Annotated in this window: 1 protein-coding gene; it reads right to left on the bottom strand. The window is 67.6% G+C overall.

Features of this window, described 5'->3' with window-relative positions; translation table 11 throughout:
- Nucleotides 1-7 precede the first annotated feature (7 nt).
- A complete protein-coding gene (locus tag ACQ4L4_RS28315) occupies nucleotides 8-16,771 on the bottom strand; it encodes a C80 family cysteine peptidase (RefSeq protein WP_431102088.1) in 16,764 nt (5,587 codons plus the stop codon).
- Nucleotides 16,772-16,900: the final 129 nt, after the last annotated feature.

Below are 16,900 nucleotides of genomic sequence, written 5' to 3'. Positions count from 1 at the left end.
CGCTGCGTCAGGTCGTTTGCGCGGACAGCAGCGCCTGAGCGGATGGGATCCGCGGCAGCGCGAAGGACGAAGTCCCGCCGAAGTCGACCTGCGATTGCGACGACATGGCCTGCTTGAGCAGGTTGGCCTGGCGCGCGGAGTCGCCACCATGGGCGTGGTCCGACGCCGCATCCTCCGCACCGTGCGTGCTGTCCCCGTCCTGAGCTTGAGCGTCAGGTGCATCGGAGACGGACGGCTCGTCGGTCGCTCCGGCGGAGACATCGGCCAGGATGCTGGCCTTGAGCAGTCCCGACGACTGGAGCTCTTCCAACGAACGGCGAACCGACCCCGCCCTCTCCTGGAGATCACCGACTCCCTGGGGACCGACCTCCGGTGGCTGCAAGTCGACCCGCTGGCCCAGCGCGGCGGCGCGCAGCACCTGCAGATGGAGATAGGACCTGTTGAGCATCGCGCGGAAGCCACTGTAGGCGTGCGGTTCGATGGGCAGGGAACCGACCGCATCGATGAGACGCTTGAGACCCTGGAGAACGATGTAGTCCGAAGCCGTCATCGTGACGCCCTTGACCTGCTTGTCGGCGGCGACGAGCTTCGCATGGCGAGCCACGGACTCCGGCACCCAGTCGCCCGCGTCGATCACGGTGGCCTGACCCTGATGCCGCAGCTGCAGTCGCCTGCCGCTGACCAGTGCCGCCGTCAGCGCGCTCAGGTCCCCCTTCACCGCGAAGTACACGTTGGAAATGAGCGTGCTGATGGACGCATCGTCGGACGACCACTCCGGAGACTGGCACTCCGACAGCCAGTCGCGGAACTGCTCGCGAAGGCCACTTTCAGTCTTCTCGTCGAAGTAGAAGCGCCAATCTGCAAACGGCATTGCGTTGGCGATCAGGACCACTGGTGCGATCCCGTCCACGCCGCCGCGGACGAGCCCCAGCGCGTCGACCTCGTAATGCCGCGACAGCTTGCCAAAACGCCACGCCAGATCGAGCTCCCGCGGGCTGAAGGGCGCAATGGTCAGCACGTCCTGCAACACGTCCCTGGTCGGCAGACCACCGAAGAAGCCGCGCAGCTGAATCGCACGCTCGACCTGCTCCACCGTCCGGATGCCGCCGTCAAGCAGCGCCTGCGCGTCGTCCTCGCCGTAGCCTGCGGCCATCAGTCGCGGTATCGCCTGAGCCGCCTTGGCGCCGCCCCACGCTGCCTCCAGCGGCACGTCCGGCGACAAGTGCCAGGTCTTGCCGTCCACAGCCTCGATCGTCCACGGTTCAAGCGTTTCGGCGGGAGGCATCGACGAGGCGATCTTCACGTCGAGGAGCTTCCTCTCCTTCGCAGTTTGAAGTGCCGGGAATCTCGCTTCGAGCATGGTCTTGAACGCCTGCTCCTGCGTCGACTCTCCCGGCGGCACGTGCAGCCGAAGCTGATGGCCACTCGCGGCGGCGCGGAGCACGGCCAGATCGAGATACTTCGGTCGCAGGGCCTCGGCCACCTGCGCCTCGCCATGCCCCTGCTTCCGGAGCTTGCCTCCCAGCGCCTCGAGGAGGCGCTCGTAGACGGCAAGGACGATGTAGAGCGGCGCATCGAAGGACGCCTCCGGCGTGGCGCCTCCCGTCGGTGCCAGCGAGGCGAAACCATGCAGCACTTGCGGCGCCCAGGGCGACGATTCGACCACCGTCGCCTCTCCGAGGCGGCGCAACTTCGCCTGGGCGGCGAGCTCGACGGCGTCCTGCAGCGCCCGGTGGAACCCGCCCGCGGCCTGAGCCAGGCGCAGTGCGATCGAGCTGTTCGCGGACGACATGGCGCTTCGCGGATCGGCGCTCTGAGCCTCATGCAGCCATGACTTCGCCTCCGCCACAAACGGCAGGAGCATGGACATCGGAATCAACCGATGCATGCCGCCCGGCAGCAGTCCACCGATCAACTCGGTGCGTTGCTCCGGCGTGAAACCGTCGCGGACGGCGGTGACGCCGGCCTCCGGTCGACGGTCCCACGCGGGCAGCGAGCCCAGGTAGCTCGCCAGGTTGCGCTGCTCGTCATCGAGGGGGCGCCGGTGAAGCACATCCTCGGCAATGATCTTCCAGGACAGGCGCTTGAAGAGCTTGCGCCATTCGATCGCACGGGTCACCTGGTCCAGCGTCCGGACGCCGCTGGCGAACAAGGCTTTCGCATCCGACCCGGTGAAGCCGCCGGCCGTCAGACGCGGCAAGGGCAGGCCAGCCTGCCCCGCGCGGTACTCGGCCGCGAGGTCTGTTCCGGGGGACACGTACCTGGCCCTCCCTTGCAGCGTGGGCGGCGTCCACGGTGCCGCTTCGCCGACAGGGGGCAACCGCGATGCGATCGCCACCGCGATCAGGCCCTCGTCCATCGCGGCCTGCAATCGGGGAAGGGCGTCCTCTATCACGGCATGGACGACCACGTCTGTGCGGGACATCAGGGGCTGCACCGGCAGACGAAGTGTCTGGTCGCCGGCAGCGGCCTCCAGCGCGGCCACCTGGGCATACCACGGCACGGTCATGCGCAAGGCTTTCTCCTCTCCGTGGCGCGCCTGAAGGGTCTCGCGCACCTCGTCCAGAAGGAGCCGGGCGGATTCGAAGGAGAAATGAGCGGTCTTGCCACCGGTGGTCGCATCCCCATGGCCCTCCTCCGCGGACGGCTCACGCCTGAGCGCCAGGGCGTCCTTGATCCGCGACACGACCTGGCGATGTTCATCGTCCTCGATCGAGGCGGCATTGAAGAACGGCAACTGCGCGTTGAGCAGATCAATCTGTCGCTCCGCGGCGCGAACCCGCACCGCATTGAGCAGGCGCTGCGGAGACCATCCCCCCGCATCGCTCGTGCTGCGCTTCACCTCGCTCAAGATCCTGATTTCCGCCTCGCTCAGAGCATCATGACTGCGCACGTCGTCCATGAGCACGGGCAGCGGCAGTCGGCCGAAGTGGCGGCGCAGGTCGATCGCCCGCGCGGCCTGTGCTTCGGTACTCAGGCCAAGCAGGAACAAGGACCGGACATCCTCGTCACCAAAGCCGGCGCTTCGCAGCACATCGACGACGGCATGCGGGCTCGCGCCGGCGTCGACGGTGGTGAAGGTGACCTCGCCGAACCAGGCTTCCAACGGAAACGCGCCGCTGACTCCGGTGAGGCGGTAGTGGCGGTAGGGAACGCCTCCCGTGTCGATCTTCGTCATGCGTTCCTGCTGACCGTGCTCGATGTCGCGAAGGATCCAGGTGGGAGAGACACGGACCCACTGCCCACCAGGACGCCGGGCCTCGACCACCCATTCAGGGTTGGAATGAAGCACCTCGGACCAGACGGGGGACGCCAGCGTCGACGAGGAACTCAGCGTCAGACTGTCCAACGCGATCGGGTGCGCAAAGTCGAACTGGATGAACTTGCCGGGATCCAACAGGATGCGCGGCTTGCCTTGATCGCCCTTGAACAGATGCTTTGTCGCGGCCGGTCGCCACGCGGCGACCTCGTGATGCCCCTCGAAGCCGTCGACCAGATTCCCTGGCGTGGACCGCCCATCCCAGGCGGCTTCCATCTTGAGCTCCTGCACGGTGGCGAATCCTTGGTGCTTGAGGCGCACCACGGAGGAGAGCGGAGGGATGTTCTCGGCAATCATCATCGCTTCAACGAGCGACCCGCCCGAGGGAGCGCCTCCGACGGTCGGTATTCTTGCCTTCTCGTCGAACGCGGCGGCCTTCTTCCGCTCCTTCGCCCTCAATTCTTGGTAGGTCCGTTCCCACTTCTCATAAGCCGCATCGGGGTCCGGTGACTCACCGTTCTGGTCGACGATGATGCCGGGAACAAGGTCGTACTCAATGCCGGCCAGAGGCGTCTCGTCGGCTCTTTCAAAGTCGGTACCCGCAGGGTTGAGCTTGAGGTAGCGCGTCAACGTGTACTGGAAGGCAATGCCCGGCGCGCTTTTGAAGGACTCCGAGGTTTCGACGGCGATCAACGCCGAGCGATCTCCCGACCCCTCGTAATGCCGGCGATTCGCATTGCCAAGCGCCACGTCCCGCGGCGACACGCGGGCCTCCCAAAGGCGTTGCAAGGCGCCGTGATGGACAACACCCGCCTGCAGCATGCCTGCCGTCCACTCGTCATTCATGGTCTTCGCGGCCAGCATCGCGAGTGCCAGTTCTCGAGCCACGGCGGCCGGGCGTCCTTTCAATTCGAGGACCATCGTCAGCAATGGCAGGTCGGGCGGTGTCAACGGCATCTCGCCATCCAGCAGACGGATGAAGTCGTCCAGCGCCGCGAGAGCGTCTTCCCCCCACCGCTCCCGGAAACGGGCCGCCCCCCACGATTCGAAGACCTCGAGCTGCGCCATGGCGAGGTTGCGGCGCAGGACCCGCTCGTCATAGGCCCACGGCGAGCGGCGTGACGCCAGATGCCTGAGCATGGGTCCCTGGGACGGAGACGGCATCAGGTCGCTCGACGCGTAGTCGTTGATGAAGGTCGTCGGCAGATTCCAGCCATTCCTGTCGAGCGCAACGGCCAGCAGCGCATGCAGGCGCCGCAACTGGTCTGTGGTGTTGATGCGAAGCGCCGTGGCGATCTTCCCCGGCATCCCGCGGGCCTTCAGATAGGCCACGACGTCATCGGACGAATGGTTGGCAGACCCGACGAATCGGACCGCACGGCCAATGTCCTTGACCGATTGGGGAAGCGCGTCGGCGTGCTCGACGACTTCTGGGAGGTCCAGAGTCATCGAAGGATCGGACCGCCACAATGCCCACCCCTCCGGGTTGAGGTAGTAGTCCTGCAGCAGGACGGTCGCAGGGCGGGCTCCCTCGATGATGGCCTCTGCCATCGCACCGTGCCTGCGCCACGCGCCGACCTTGCCCAGCCGGACAGTTCTCGTCGGTTGACGGAAGTTCCACGGCGCATCGTCGGAAGGGAGGATCAGGTGTGTCCCGGGCGCCGTTGCCAGCACGGTCCCTTCAGTGTCGGAGGGTCGATGCACCATGACGCCATCCTGGATGACGGGCAGTGCATAGCGCTGGCCGGCGATGGCCAATGACAGGTGGCGCGCATGCGGCATCGTCGCGTGCCTGCGGATGAGGATCGTGGCGCCGGCCAAGTGGATCCGGAGATCGTCCTCCAGTCGCGAGAACCGGATGTCCTCCAGCAGCGAACGCAGCTTGATCACCAGATCGTTCGGAGCCGCGGAGGCTCGATCGTCCGGCAACGACAGGCCGGGAAGACCCTCGACCTCCACCGCCAGGACATCCAGCATCGCATCGGACGCGCTGTTGTCGATGATGACCGACTGCCCCGCCCGGATCCGATAGGTATCCGCACCGCTGCCGCCGCGGAGGACGGTGCCGTCCGGGAAGTCCCAGGCGTCGATCACGTCATCCTTGTTCGTGCCGTGGCCTGGGATCGCCTTCGGAACGGAGGTCTTCGACGAGGCCGTCCCAGGCTTGTCCTTCGCGGGAGTGCTGACCGCCTCGAGCCCGGTGTCAAAGCGGACCGGTCCATCGACGACCGGTTCGCCACGCCCCGGCAGCACCAGGATGACGGGCGTCTGATCCTTGCCCTTCGCCCACACCGTGATCCCCGCCGGCCCCACCTCCATGGAGGAACGCCGCTGCCCCGACAACCTCAAGCGCAACGGAGCGAAATCGGTGCCGGGATCGATCGGCGGCGTCTCGACGATGATCAGGTCTTCGCCCTCCGCGAGTTGCGTCAGGCGTTCCGCGGGAATGTCCAGGGAGAGGTCCATCGGCAGCCCCGTCATTGGCAGGACGCGGATGTCACCTGCACCGGAAGACAGGTGGAAACGGCTGTAGGCGTTGTCGCCGGAGAGTGTCCTGCTCGACGCGGGAAGCGCGGTGCTGAACACCACGTGCTTGTCGAGCTCCGTGAGGGCGACCTCCTCCTTGATCACCTCGGGATTGATCAGGGTGATGACCGTCCCGAACGCGTCGACGACCACCACCGCCGGCGCGGAGGGTTGGCGCGACGGCTCTCGCACCGCGCCGGTCTCCGACGCAGAGGTCGCGGGCGGCGACTTGAGCCGGTCGAAGTAGCGCTTCAGCTTCAGCGACTCCTCTCCGATGAGAACGTTCAGATCCTGCCCACTGCGGCGCAAGGACAGAGACTCATACGGCACGTGGACCTTCAGCAGCAGACTCGACCTGCTGTCTGCCCCCAGGTCCACGCTGGCGTCCTTGACGCCTCGCGTCCAGATGGCCACGTCGCTCGATGTCGACAAGATCTTGTTGCCGTCGCGCACCAGATAGGTGTTGCGTCCTCCGTTGCCACGGATGTCCGCGTCCTTGGCCGAAATGTCGAACCGTTCGTCTTGCTCGGAGCCGCTCACCTCGGCCTTGGCGGCGTTGCGGACCACGAATCGACGAATGCCGACGAGCTGGGTCTCACCGCTGCCCCAGTACTTCAGCTTCATCGGACTGAAGGGCCGCGGCGCCACCGGCGATATCTCCAGAGTAGCCCCCTCGGCATCGATCTGGATCTCGTCCTCTTCGTCGCGAAGCGGGTCTGCCTCTTGGTTCCCCCAGATTGAGCCCAGATTCGTCTTCTTCACCTGGAAGACATCGGCCTTGTCGCCGCCCACCACCGCGCCCCCCCTGGCCAGATTGCCTATCTGGAACAGTTGGCGATCTTGCCTGTCGCTGGTTGAAAACAGCCGACTGTCCACCATGTGCACCTTGTCCATCGACAGCCAGGCCGTGCCCGGCGGGAGATCCGGCCGCTTGCGCGCCATGACGACCTCGCCAAACTTCTCTGCCGTTGCCGGCTTCGGCTGAAGGGCGTAGTTGAACTTCTGACTCGATTGATGATCGGCGAAGACCACGTGCTGCACCGGATGCGTGGTGTCCGGCACCATGAACCTGTCGTAGCCCTGTTTCGCCAGTTGTCCGGCCTCGAAGGTCGTGGAATCCGAGAACTGTCCCTTCAGCGCGCTGGACAGCTGGGCCGCAGCATCGCGGGCGGCCTTCTCCACCTCGGCCCGCAGCGTGACATCGGTCGAGAAGCCGAAAGCCTTGGCGAATGCGGCCAGGACGCTGTCCCCCACGGTGGTCGACTCGCGGATGTACTGGCCGAACGCGTCGAACCAGAGCGAGGCCTGGGTCACCGCAGTGGCGACGAGCATCACGATCGCGATGGGACCCGCCACCTTGCTCATGATGGCCGACGCTGCGGCGAGGGCGGTGCTGACGATCGCACCAGTCATGCCCGCCACGAACACCGCCGTACCGATGATTGCGCTCGTCAGCATGATGGCGGCGGAGAGTGCCGTCATGGCCGTGCTGGCGATCAGGGACTTGCCGGCATAGCTGTCGAGTGACTGCCCGCTCGCATTGAATTCCTCCCACTGCAGGACACATGACGCCATGTTGACGGCGGCGAAGGCGACATTGGCCGCGCCGCCCGCCAATCCCGCGCTGATCCCGCGCAGCACCCCGGAGCGCACGACCGGAGAGAGCTTGCTCAACGCCCTGCCGGCCATCATGGCCAGTGGCGACACGACGAGGCTCAGGCTTTGCGTAACGCTCAGGCCCTTCACGGCAGGGGTCATCTGATCCCAACTGGAGAGGATCTGATACATGCCCATCAGCGTGTCCACATAGTCGATCGCACCGTCCAGCTTGTCGGCGAAGACGGCCACGGATTTCCGGCTCGCCGACGGCCGCTCGCGTGCCTGCGTCATGAAGGGCCGGACGCTGTCCGGCGCCGCGTCGACCAGCGTTCGATAGACCTTGTCGGGCAGCTTGTGCAACGCGAGATACGCATGGGTGAGCTTGACCCCATCGCCCCTGTCGATGAACGTCTGGAGCCGCCCTGGATCCAATCGCAGCCCGCGGCCGTCGGCCGTCACCACGCCGATCTCCTGGAGACTGGCGAGCGAGTTGCTCCTGTTCAGGCCCTGCATCTTGTCGAAGTCGATGCCATCGTCGTTGCTGGCTCGTCGGCCGATCTCCCTGGCGACTTTCTCGATGGGCGTGTCCGCCGCGTGGGAGCCCCTCGGCGGCGCCATGCCCGCCACGTCGTCGATGCGCTGACCGGTCCTTGCCAGCCAGTCGTCGAAGCCCGCGCGCGTCTCGGGCGACAGGTCCCGCAGGATGTCGCCGAGCAGGCTGGTGGGGGCGGCGTCGTCGCCGCGCGCCGCCTTGAGCAGCTCGGCATCGCTCGCGAAGATCCCATCGGCGTCGGGGGTCGTGGCCGCCGTCAACCTGTCCGCGATCTCACGGGCCGTCGGCGAGGGCTCGTCGATGAACGCCGATCCTGCGCCGGACTGCGTCTCCCGCGCGCCGATCCATTCGCCCATGGCGCGCAGCCGGTCGGCGATCCCGGCGTCGGGCCGGTCGGTCAGCAGCGTCACCCATTGCTCGAAGAGGTCGGCATCGATCTTGAGGCGAGCCACGGGATCGCCCGGCAGATCGGCGATCGCGCGCAGCAGATCTCGCGTCAAAGGCTCGCCGTCGATCTGCGCTCCCAGCGTGGCCAGGAAGTCCATCGGCACCTCGATGCCGTCCACATGCAGCACGCGACCGGCAAGTCCGTCCGCCACCGATGCCCGCGTCCCCGCGTGCCGGTCGTCCAGATGCTCCGCGAGGCGGTTCCACGCCCAGTCCTCATCGTCGGCCTCAGCCCCGGCTCCCGGCCCGCCGTCCGGATACTTGTCGATCCGCTCGATCCGGCCCGTGTCGGGATCCTTCCTGAACATCCACGTCACGCCGCGCGCATGGTTCGTGGCCGCGCCCCCCGGATACCTGACAGTCCTGCGGGACGGCTCCTTCCCTTCGAGCTCGAGCTTGCGGGTCAGCACTTCGCCGTACGCCACCATGGTCGCGTCCTTGCGAAGGATGCCCTTGTCGATTGCCGCCGCCATGAAGGCGTCGGCGAAGCTGTCCGCCAGCACCGGCGTCTCGATCGCGCAAGAGACGAGCGTGAGCTTGCCTGCCCTCGACGTCAGCCCGATGTCCTCGATCACCGAGGCCACCCGATCCGCCAGCGCCGTGGCGCCGTAGCCCGACAACTGCTGCGTCCGCGTGGCGTGATCGTGGCTGCCGTGGCCGCTGATCTCGATCTTGACGGGCAGGGCGGCGTCGGCCCGTTCCAGGAGGTCCTTCCCGTACCGGATCACGTGATGGCCGGCCCGATCCACCTGGATCCACACCGTCTCGTCGGGATGGCTGCGGAGGGTCCGATGCGCGCCCTTCCACATGACGAGGTCGTCCTCCATCTGCAGGTGGACGAGCAACCTGGCCCCTTCGCCGGCGCCGCGCATGTCCGGCAGCGCGCCGTCATCGGCGGGGCGCCACGACGTGGCCGGTTCCAATGCCCTGATCGGCAACTCCCGTGGGTCCAGAATTCCGTGAAGCTCCTGCAGCGCCGGGACGTCCCACCGCCACTGCCCCTCCTTGCGTTCGGCGAGCACGGACCGCCCCGCCGTCACCCGGTCCTCATGGATCGTCAGTTCGCCGGGCACGCCATTGCGCACCAGGCCAGGCGAGTGGCCGAACTCGGCGACGATGAACTCATCGAGCATCCGCAGGTCGGCGTCCTGCAGCCGTCGGCTTTCCGGGCCGCTCCCGGCATCGGACGGCCTGAACCTCAGCAGCGAGTCGGCCTGCGGGCCGTCCTTCATCCCGGGCCAGACGATCCGTATCGTCCCCGCCGCCCGGTCGAGCGTCTGTGTCGCCTGGGGCATGAACCGGGCCAGGCGCGCCAACGGGGTCGACTCGTCCACGCCGACATCGATCGGGGTCCGCAGCGAGGCCATCCTCGCCTGCCGTTGTGGCAGCAGGCTGGCCAGCAGATCGCCGCGATGGACCCGGCTGCCATCAGGATACGAGGTCCATCCCACGCCCGGGGCCGGGGCCGGGGCCGGGGCCGGGGCCGGGGCATCACTCAGATAGATCGGCGTCTGCAGCAAATGGCCGCGGGCCAGTTGCATCGCCGTGCCGTGCACGACGTCCAGGACGTCCAGTGCCGCGTGGTCATTCGCGTCGTCCGACAGGGACATCCGGATCACGGCGTCCGCGTCGACGGCGAACGGGCGTTCGCTCAGCATGACCTCCAGGAGCGCCAGGGTCTGCCGCGCATAGGACCGCCCGACGGGATCGGGCCGGGTCTCGAGGGGCAGCCTGTCCATGGCGCTCACCGCGCTTTGCACACCGAAGAGCAGGGCCGCGTCGTGAAGCGGGACGTCCATCGACGGGTCGAAGCGCTGGAGCAACTGCGACGGCATCCGCGCCCGTTCGACCAGACCCGTCGGGAGGCCGCTCCAGGACAGCTCCGCAACATCCCGGCCAAGGGGATCGCCGATGTCGGACAGCTGGAGGTAGGCCGCGCGGAGCTTCTCTGGATCCCGCTGCCAGACGCCGTCGGCGATCAAGCTCGCCACAGGGGGCAAGGCGCCGACCGGGATGTCGTCGTCCAGTTGGGAGAACAGCGCTGCCAGGTTGGCCCGCGTGTTCTCGACCACGGCGTCGGGAGCGCCGGCCGTCAGTGTCATGAGGCCGCCCCTGGCTTGAGTCGATGCCAGCGTGGAGAACAGCTCGGAGAGCCTGCCGGCCGCGCCCGGTCGAAGATCCCGGACCTCGGACGGCTCGACGGTCTGGATGGCGGCCAGTCCGTAGGAATCGCCCTCCCCGGCGGGGTACTTGTCGGTCCGGACGATCTCGCCCGTGCCGGGGTCCTTCTTGAAGACCCAGGTCACGTCGGGCGCACGGGTCGTCTCGTCCGCGCCCGGATACCGTCGCGTGAACCGGGACCGCGCCTCTTCGCCGGCCTCCAGGTGCATCTTCAAGTGCTCGCTGTACGAGACCAGTGCGGCGTCCGGGCGGATCACGCCCTGGCGGATTGCATGATCCAGGAATTCGGCGCCGAAGCTGTGCTGGACCGACGGCGTCTCGAGCGCGCAGGAGACCAGCGTGACCTGTTCGGCCCGGCCCTTCAGCTGGAGCTGGTCGAGCACCTGGGCTACCCTGTCCACCAGCGTCGTGGAGAGATAGCCCGACAGGGCCTGTGACCGTGTCGCCAGGTCATGTCGTCCATGGCCTGTGATCTCGATCTTGACGGGGAGATCGGCGGCGGCCTGCCGCAGCAGGCGCGCTCCCCACCGGATCACGTGGTTGCCGGCGCTGTCCACCTGGATCCAGACCACCTCATCCCGATGGCGGACGATGCTCCGACGCGCATAACGGAGCATGACCGGATCGTCCTCCATCTGCAGCAGCACGCGGAGCTTCGAAGCGCCTCCGCGCGGGAGTCTTTCCTTCGGCCAGCGCAGGCCGTGGAGATCGAAGTCCCACGACGACACCGGCTTCGATCGATCCGCCGAACCTCCGCCGTGCCCCACGGCCGACCCATGTTGGCGGAGCGCTTCATGGACCGGCACCCACCCGCCGTCCTTCCGCTCGGCAAGGGTGGCGCGGCCGGCGGTCAGCGCGATCCCGTCGAACCTCAAGTCGCCGGGCACGGCGTTCAACGACGACACGGACGAGTCGAAGAACGCGCCGACGAGGAACTCGTCGATCGCGCGGATCTCGGCCTCCTGAAGGCGCTGGCTGTGCGAGCCGGGCATGGCATCGGCCGCCGCGAACCGCAGCACCGAATCGGCCTGCGGTCCCTCCGGGGTCCTGGGCCAGACGATCGTGATCGTGCCCGCGCCCCGGTCAAGCTGCTGCTTCGCGTCCGGCATGAACGCGAACAGGCGGGACAGCGGATGAAGCTCGTCGAAGTCGGCGCTGCCGTTGGTCCGCGCTCGCGTGATCTGCGCTCGACGCCCCGCCAGCAGGTCCGGCAGGAGATCACCGTGATGGACGCGACTGCCGTCCTCATGGCGCGCCCATCCGGCGTCGGATTGCTCCCGCGCGAAATCCGTCAGGTAGACCGGCGCTGGCATGACGCCCTTGCGGGCGAGCTTCATCGACGTGCCGTGCACGATCTCGAGGACGCGCAGTCGCGCGCGATCAGCGGCCTCTCCGGACGCGGCCAGGGCATCCAGGTGATCCGCATCGACCGTGAACGGCCGTCCGCTCAGCGTGGCCTGCAGCAAGGCCAAGGTCTGTCGCCCCAGCTGAAGACGGACCGGATCGTTCGCGGTCCCGGCGGCCCCCCCGTCCAGCGCGCGCACGCCGGCGTCCACGCTTTCCATGAACGCGAATTCCTCGATCGGGAGTGCCAGGGTCCTGGGGGAGCGCGACAGCAGCACCGACGGCATGCGCCCTCGATCGACGACACCCATCGGGCGATCGTCGACCTGCCAGTGACCAGGCGCCTGCGGGAAAGGGTCGTACGCACGGGAGAGCGCGACGAACCCGTCGTGCAGCAGGTCCGGGTCCTGTCGCCAGAGGCCGTCGGCGATCAACCGCGCGGCGCGCGGCAGGAGGTCGGCGTCCGCCTGCGGCTGCTCGGCGCCCAGGTCCCCCAGGCGGCGCAGGACCGCCGTCGCGATCGCATCGGGCGTCTCGCCGAGGAGCACGGCCTGGAGTTCCTGCGTCGCGTCGATCGGCACCTTCTTCAACGTGCCCTTCAGCGTCGAGAACAGCTCGAACAGCTTGCCGGCCTGACCGGCCTGGGGAATCCCGCGTGCTCGCTCCGGGGCGACGTCGACGTCATCGGCACCGTCGAACGACAGGGCCGATCGCTGATGTTCCGGTGAAAGATCATCGACCTCTCCCCGCCCCAGCCCCAGCCCCAGCCCCAGCGCCAAGGCTGGGACCGGCATCGCCGGATACTTGTCCCGGACCGTGATTTCTCCGGTCTCCGCATGCCGCTGATAGATCAGCGTCACATCGGGCGCGCGATGGCGTCTCTCCGCGCCCCTGAACGGCGACGAGGTGCGCCGCCGGTGTCTCTCGGGGACGTACATCAAGTGCCTGTAGGCGGTCACGGACGCCGAGGGGGTCACCAGCCCGTCGCCGTAGGCACTGCGAAGAAACGGCTCGGCAAAGCCGGTATCGGCTGCCAGGGATTCCAGAGCGCAGGAAAACAGGACGACATGATCCGCCGGCCGGTGTATCCCGTACCCGCGCAAGGTGTCCGTGGCCAGTCGCGACAACGCCGTCGGGCCGTGGTTGCCCACGGTGATGGTTCCACCGTCGTTCCACACCCGGAATCCGTGACCGGCGATCATCAGCTTGATGGACGTTTCGGGTCCGACAAGCTGCGCGAGCGCCTCGCCGTGAACGATGCGCGACTCCCCGGAGGGGCCGCGTTGAATCCAGATCGTGAAGGCGGGCGCCTTGTTGGCCAGCGCGGTGCCCAATGCCTGGCTGGCGTCGTCCGCCTGGACCTGAAGGACGATGCGCAACTCGTCCAGGATCCCTGCCGTTCGCGTGACACCCGGCGACTTGCCGGGCAACGACCATTCCGACAGCGCAGGTTCCTCCGTGATCCAGTACGTGCCGAAGGAGGAGATGGCTTCCCGGACTGCCGCTCGATCGAGGCGCCAGCCCGCAGGGGAATGCTCGGCCAGTGTCAGGCGCCCGGCCCTGATGCGTCCGGCCTCCATGACAAGGTGGTCGGGCAGGTTCCAGGTACCGTCGAAGTGAGCGACGGCGAACGCCTCCATCGAACGGAGCGTCTCGTCCTGGCGCATTCGCGCAGCTTCTCCGTCCTCCGCTTGCCAGGGTTCGAACCGGATGGTCTTGGTATACGGTGCGCGCGCGTCGGTCAGTGCGAGCGTGGGCGTCCCCTTGCCGCGATCCAGGATCTGATCTGCTTCGGAAGAGCGCATCGCAAAGATCTTCCAGGGCTCGCGGTCGTCGATGAGCGGTGGCTCACGCCGGACCGGCTGGCCATCGGGTCCGGCGGCACTGGACACCACCGCGCCATCCTTCCAGGACATGATCGCCGGCGGCGCCAACGCGCCCTGCCCGGCTGCCCATTGCGCGTCTGGAAAGACCTTCCAGAACGCCTCCAGACGCGCCTGATCACGGGGTGCCGAGGAGCCGGTCAGCGCCTCGATGGTCTCCGCGTTGACCCTGAGCGTGTGTCCGGCCATGGCGGCTCGGAGGACCTCCTCGATCAGGTGGGACAGCTGCCCCCGCACGCCGGGTCCGGCAGCATCGGCCGGAAACTCTCCCGACGATGCCAAGTCACGGATCCGTTCGTTCACGGCCTGCACAGCCTGGAGGAAGAAGGCGGTGACGCTCGACAGCTTCGCACTCTTCGGTTTGTGCGATGAGAACGCGTATTTGACGGATTCAGGATCCACCTTGGCACTCACGTCGGTGCCGCTCAACATCTCATCGGGCAGCAGATTGACGTACTGTTCGGACGTCGTGCCGATGGCGTACGTCTCCGGATGGCTCTTCCCGACGATCTGCCGGATGACGTCGTACGCCCGATGGAGTTGTTCAGGATCGGCTTCCCAGAGCCCTCGCGCGAGCGCCGAAGAAGCCTCTTCCAGCAGCCGCGCATGCGAAGGCCCCGAACGGGTCACGTCCCGCTTCGGTCCGAGGATCTGCCGGGCTGCCTCCACCAGCGCCGGTGGGCAGAGGGGGATCGTGGTGGACGACGCCCCGGTCGCCCACGACGCCTTCCATCGCTGCGTCAACAGGAGCAAGGCCCCTTCCGCCTCGATGCCGGACGGCCCGTTGTCGTACGGGTTGGTCCGGTGCATGAAGCGCGCCCCGGTATCAGGCAGCCCGTCCCAGTCGTCCTTGAGGACCGGGAGCCGACGCGACCCCTGGTCGGCGGCGCCGTCCGTCCGATCGCCCGGCGGCATCGACGGTCCGCCGATCGGTTCAACCTCGGGGGGGAACTTGTCGCGCCGGGTGACCTGCCGCGTGGCCGGATCGAACTCGTACACGAAGGTCCCTTCCGGGGCGTGCGTTTCGTACGGGCCGCCCATGTAGGACTGCATTTCGCGCGATCCGCCCGTCGCCACCCGGAGCGCATGGGCATAGGCGGTCAGCGTCGTGACGCCGGGGCTGAGCAGGCGCTCGCCGTGCGCCGCGCGGAGGAACTCGCTGCCGTAATCATGCGGGAGGACCGGGGTGGCAAGGACGCAGGCGTCCAGGGTGATCTGGTCGACCAGCCCGGTGGGCAGTCGCAGCTCCCAGAGTGCCTTGCGCACCCGCTGAGCCAGCGCCTTGGGCGAGTAGCCGGAGAGCGCCGCTTGCGCCCCTCGACCTCGCCGGCCGCCGTGACCGACGATCTCCAGCTTGACGGTGCCGTCCTTCGCCAGATCGCCGAGGAGTTCCTCGCCGGACACGACCCGCACACCGTGGGCGCGATTGAGCTGGACGTGGACCGACTCTCCCGGGTGCTTCGCGATCAACGCCGCGGCAGTGCCCTGCATGTCGACTTCGCCGCGCCCGTCGGGTTCCAACTGCAGGATGAGGCGCAGACGGGGCAAGGCGGGATCTCGAGAAGGGCGCCTCCGGGCCACGCGCGACTGCATGTCTGCAAAGGACCCGGCGACATCGTGCGAGGCCAGCACGGTGAGGGCCTGGTTGATGGCGGCGGCATCGGCGGACCAGCGTCCCCCTGTCCGGGTGGCGACGACCAGTTTTCCCGCCAGGATCCTGTCTCCGTCCAGTTGCATCTCCGGAGGGAAGACGACCGACGGATCGACGATGTCCGGCGTGAAATGCGCTCGCACGAAGTCGTCGAGCAGCCGGATCTGACGATTCTGATTCGCGCGCGCTTCGGCGGAGCCCTTGTCGGGCAGAGGATCGAATCGCACGATCGACTTGAACGCGCCGATGCCCCCGGCGGCGCCACGTTCAACGACGATGCGCCCCTTGGCGCGATCGAGTCTCTGCGACACGGTCCCCTGATCGGCCCAGAACGCGCGCAGGGGGGTCTTCGGATCGACCGGCGCATCCGGTCTCATCGGCAGCGGCGGCGACAACGGCGCCGACAGCGTGCCCAGGATGTCCGCGTCCGTGAACATCAATCGGCTGCCAGGGAGTTCGCTCCACCCTGGCCGGTTGAAGTCGGAAACGAAGCGCGGTGCCTTCGACAGGCCACGCCTGGCCAGCCGTTGCAGCATCGGATAGACCGACCGCAGCGCGTCGAGCCGGGACCGGTCCACGTCCGCCGTCGAGGCGGCCATGGCCGTGACGGCTCCGGCGTCGATCATGAACGGTTCGCGCAGAATGGCCGCCCTGAACACCTGAGACATCACGCGCGCCGACTCCAGCCTCGCGCGATCGACGCCCGGGGCGGTGGCCAGCATTTCCAGCGCGTCAGACATGGCGACGAGCCATGCGGCCTTGTCCCGTCGCACCGCGCGTCCGACCTGCAGTGCCGCTCGATCGACGAGCTCGAGTTCAGGTTCCGCCGCGAACCATCCCGGGGCCTCGCTGCGCAGCATCACGAGCGCCCTGAACTGGTGGCGCGTCATCCTGAAAGCCGACTCGACCTTCAGGTAAGCGTCGTAGAGCTTGCGTGGATCCACGTCGCGGAGCGCCTCGACGAGGATTTCGCCCGCTTGGCGCAACTGCGCTTCCATCTGCGCCGCGATCGGCATGTCCGGCTTGGACCTGGAATTCGACTTCGTCCTCGACGTCATGTCCGCGATGGCCGACCGCGTCGCGACCTCCGGAGAAGCGTCCGCCTTCACATCCGCATCGAGGGTCAGGACGTTCCAGAGCGCGGCGACCGAGCGATCGACGGCCGTCGATTCGAGGCCGCTGCCGCCCGCGAACTTCGGAAGCACCCGCTCCAGATCCTGCGAGAGCAGGTCGAGCAGACCCTGGTTCGCCCGGGCTTCGAGCCGATGCGGCTCCGTGCCCGCCGCGCGGATCAACGCTTCCGTCTTGCGGCCGAGGTGGCGTCGCATCGGTGGCGTCCACGCCGTGGCGCCGGTGAGCGACGGCGTAACGCCTTCCTGCTGGGGAAGGGGAGACGGCGCGTCGAGGGCAGCAGTCGACGGAGCGGAGGGGTGCGTTTGGGAAGTCATGAAAGCTGT

It is taken from the genome of Roseateles noduli (assembly GCF_050626985.1).
Lineage (GTDB): Bacteria > Pseudomonadota > Gammaproteobacteria > Burkholderiales > Burkholderiaceae_C > Roseateles > Roseateles noduli_A.
Note: the sequence above shows the minus strand (reverse complement) of the source record. Positions and strands in the feature narration are given on the sequence as shown.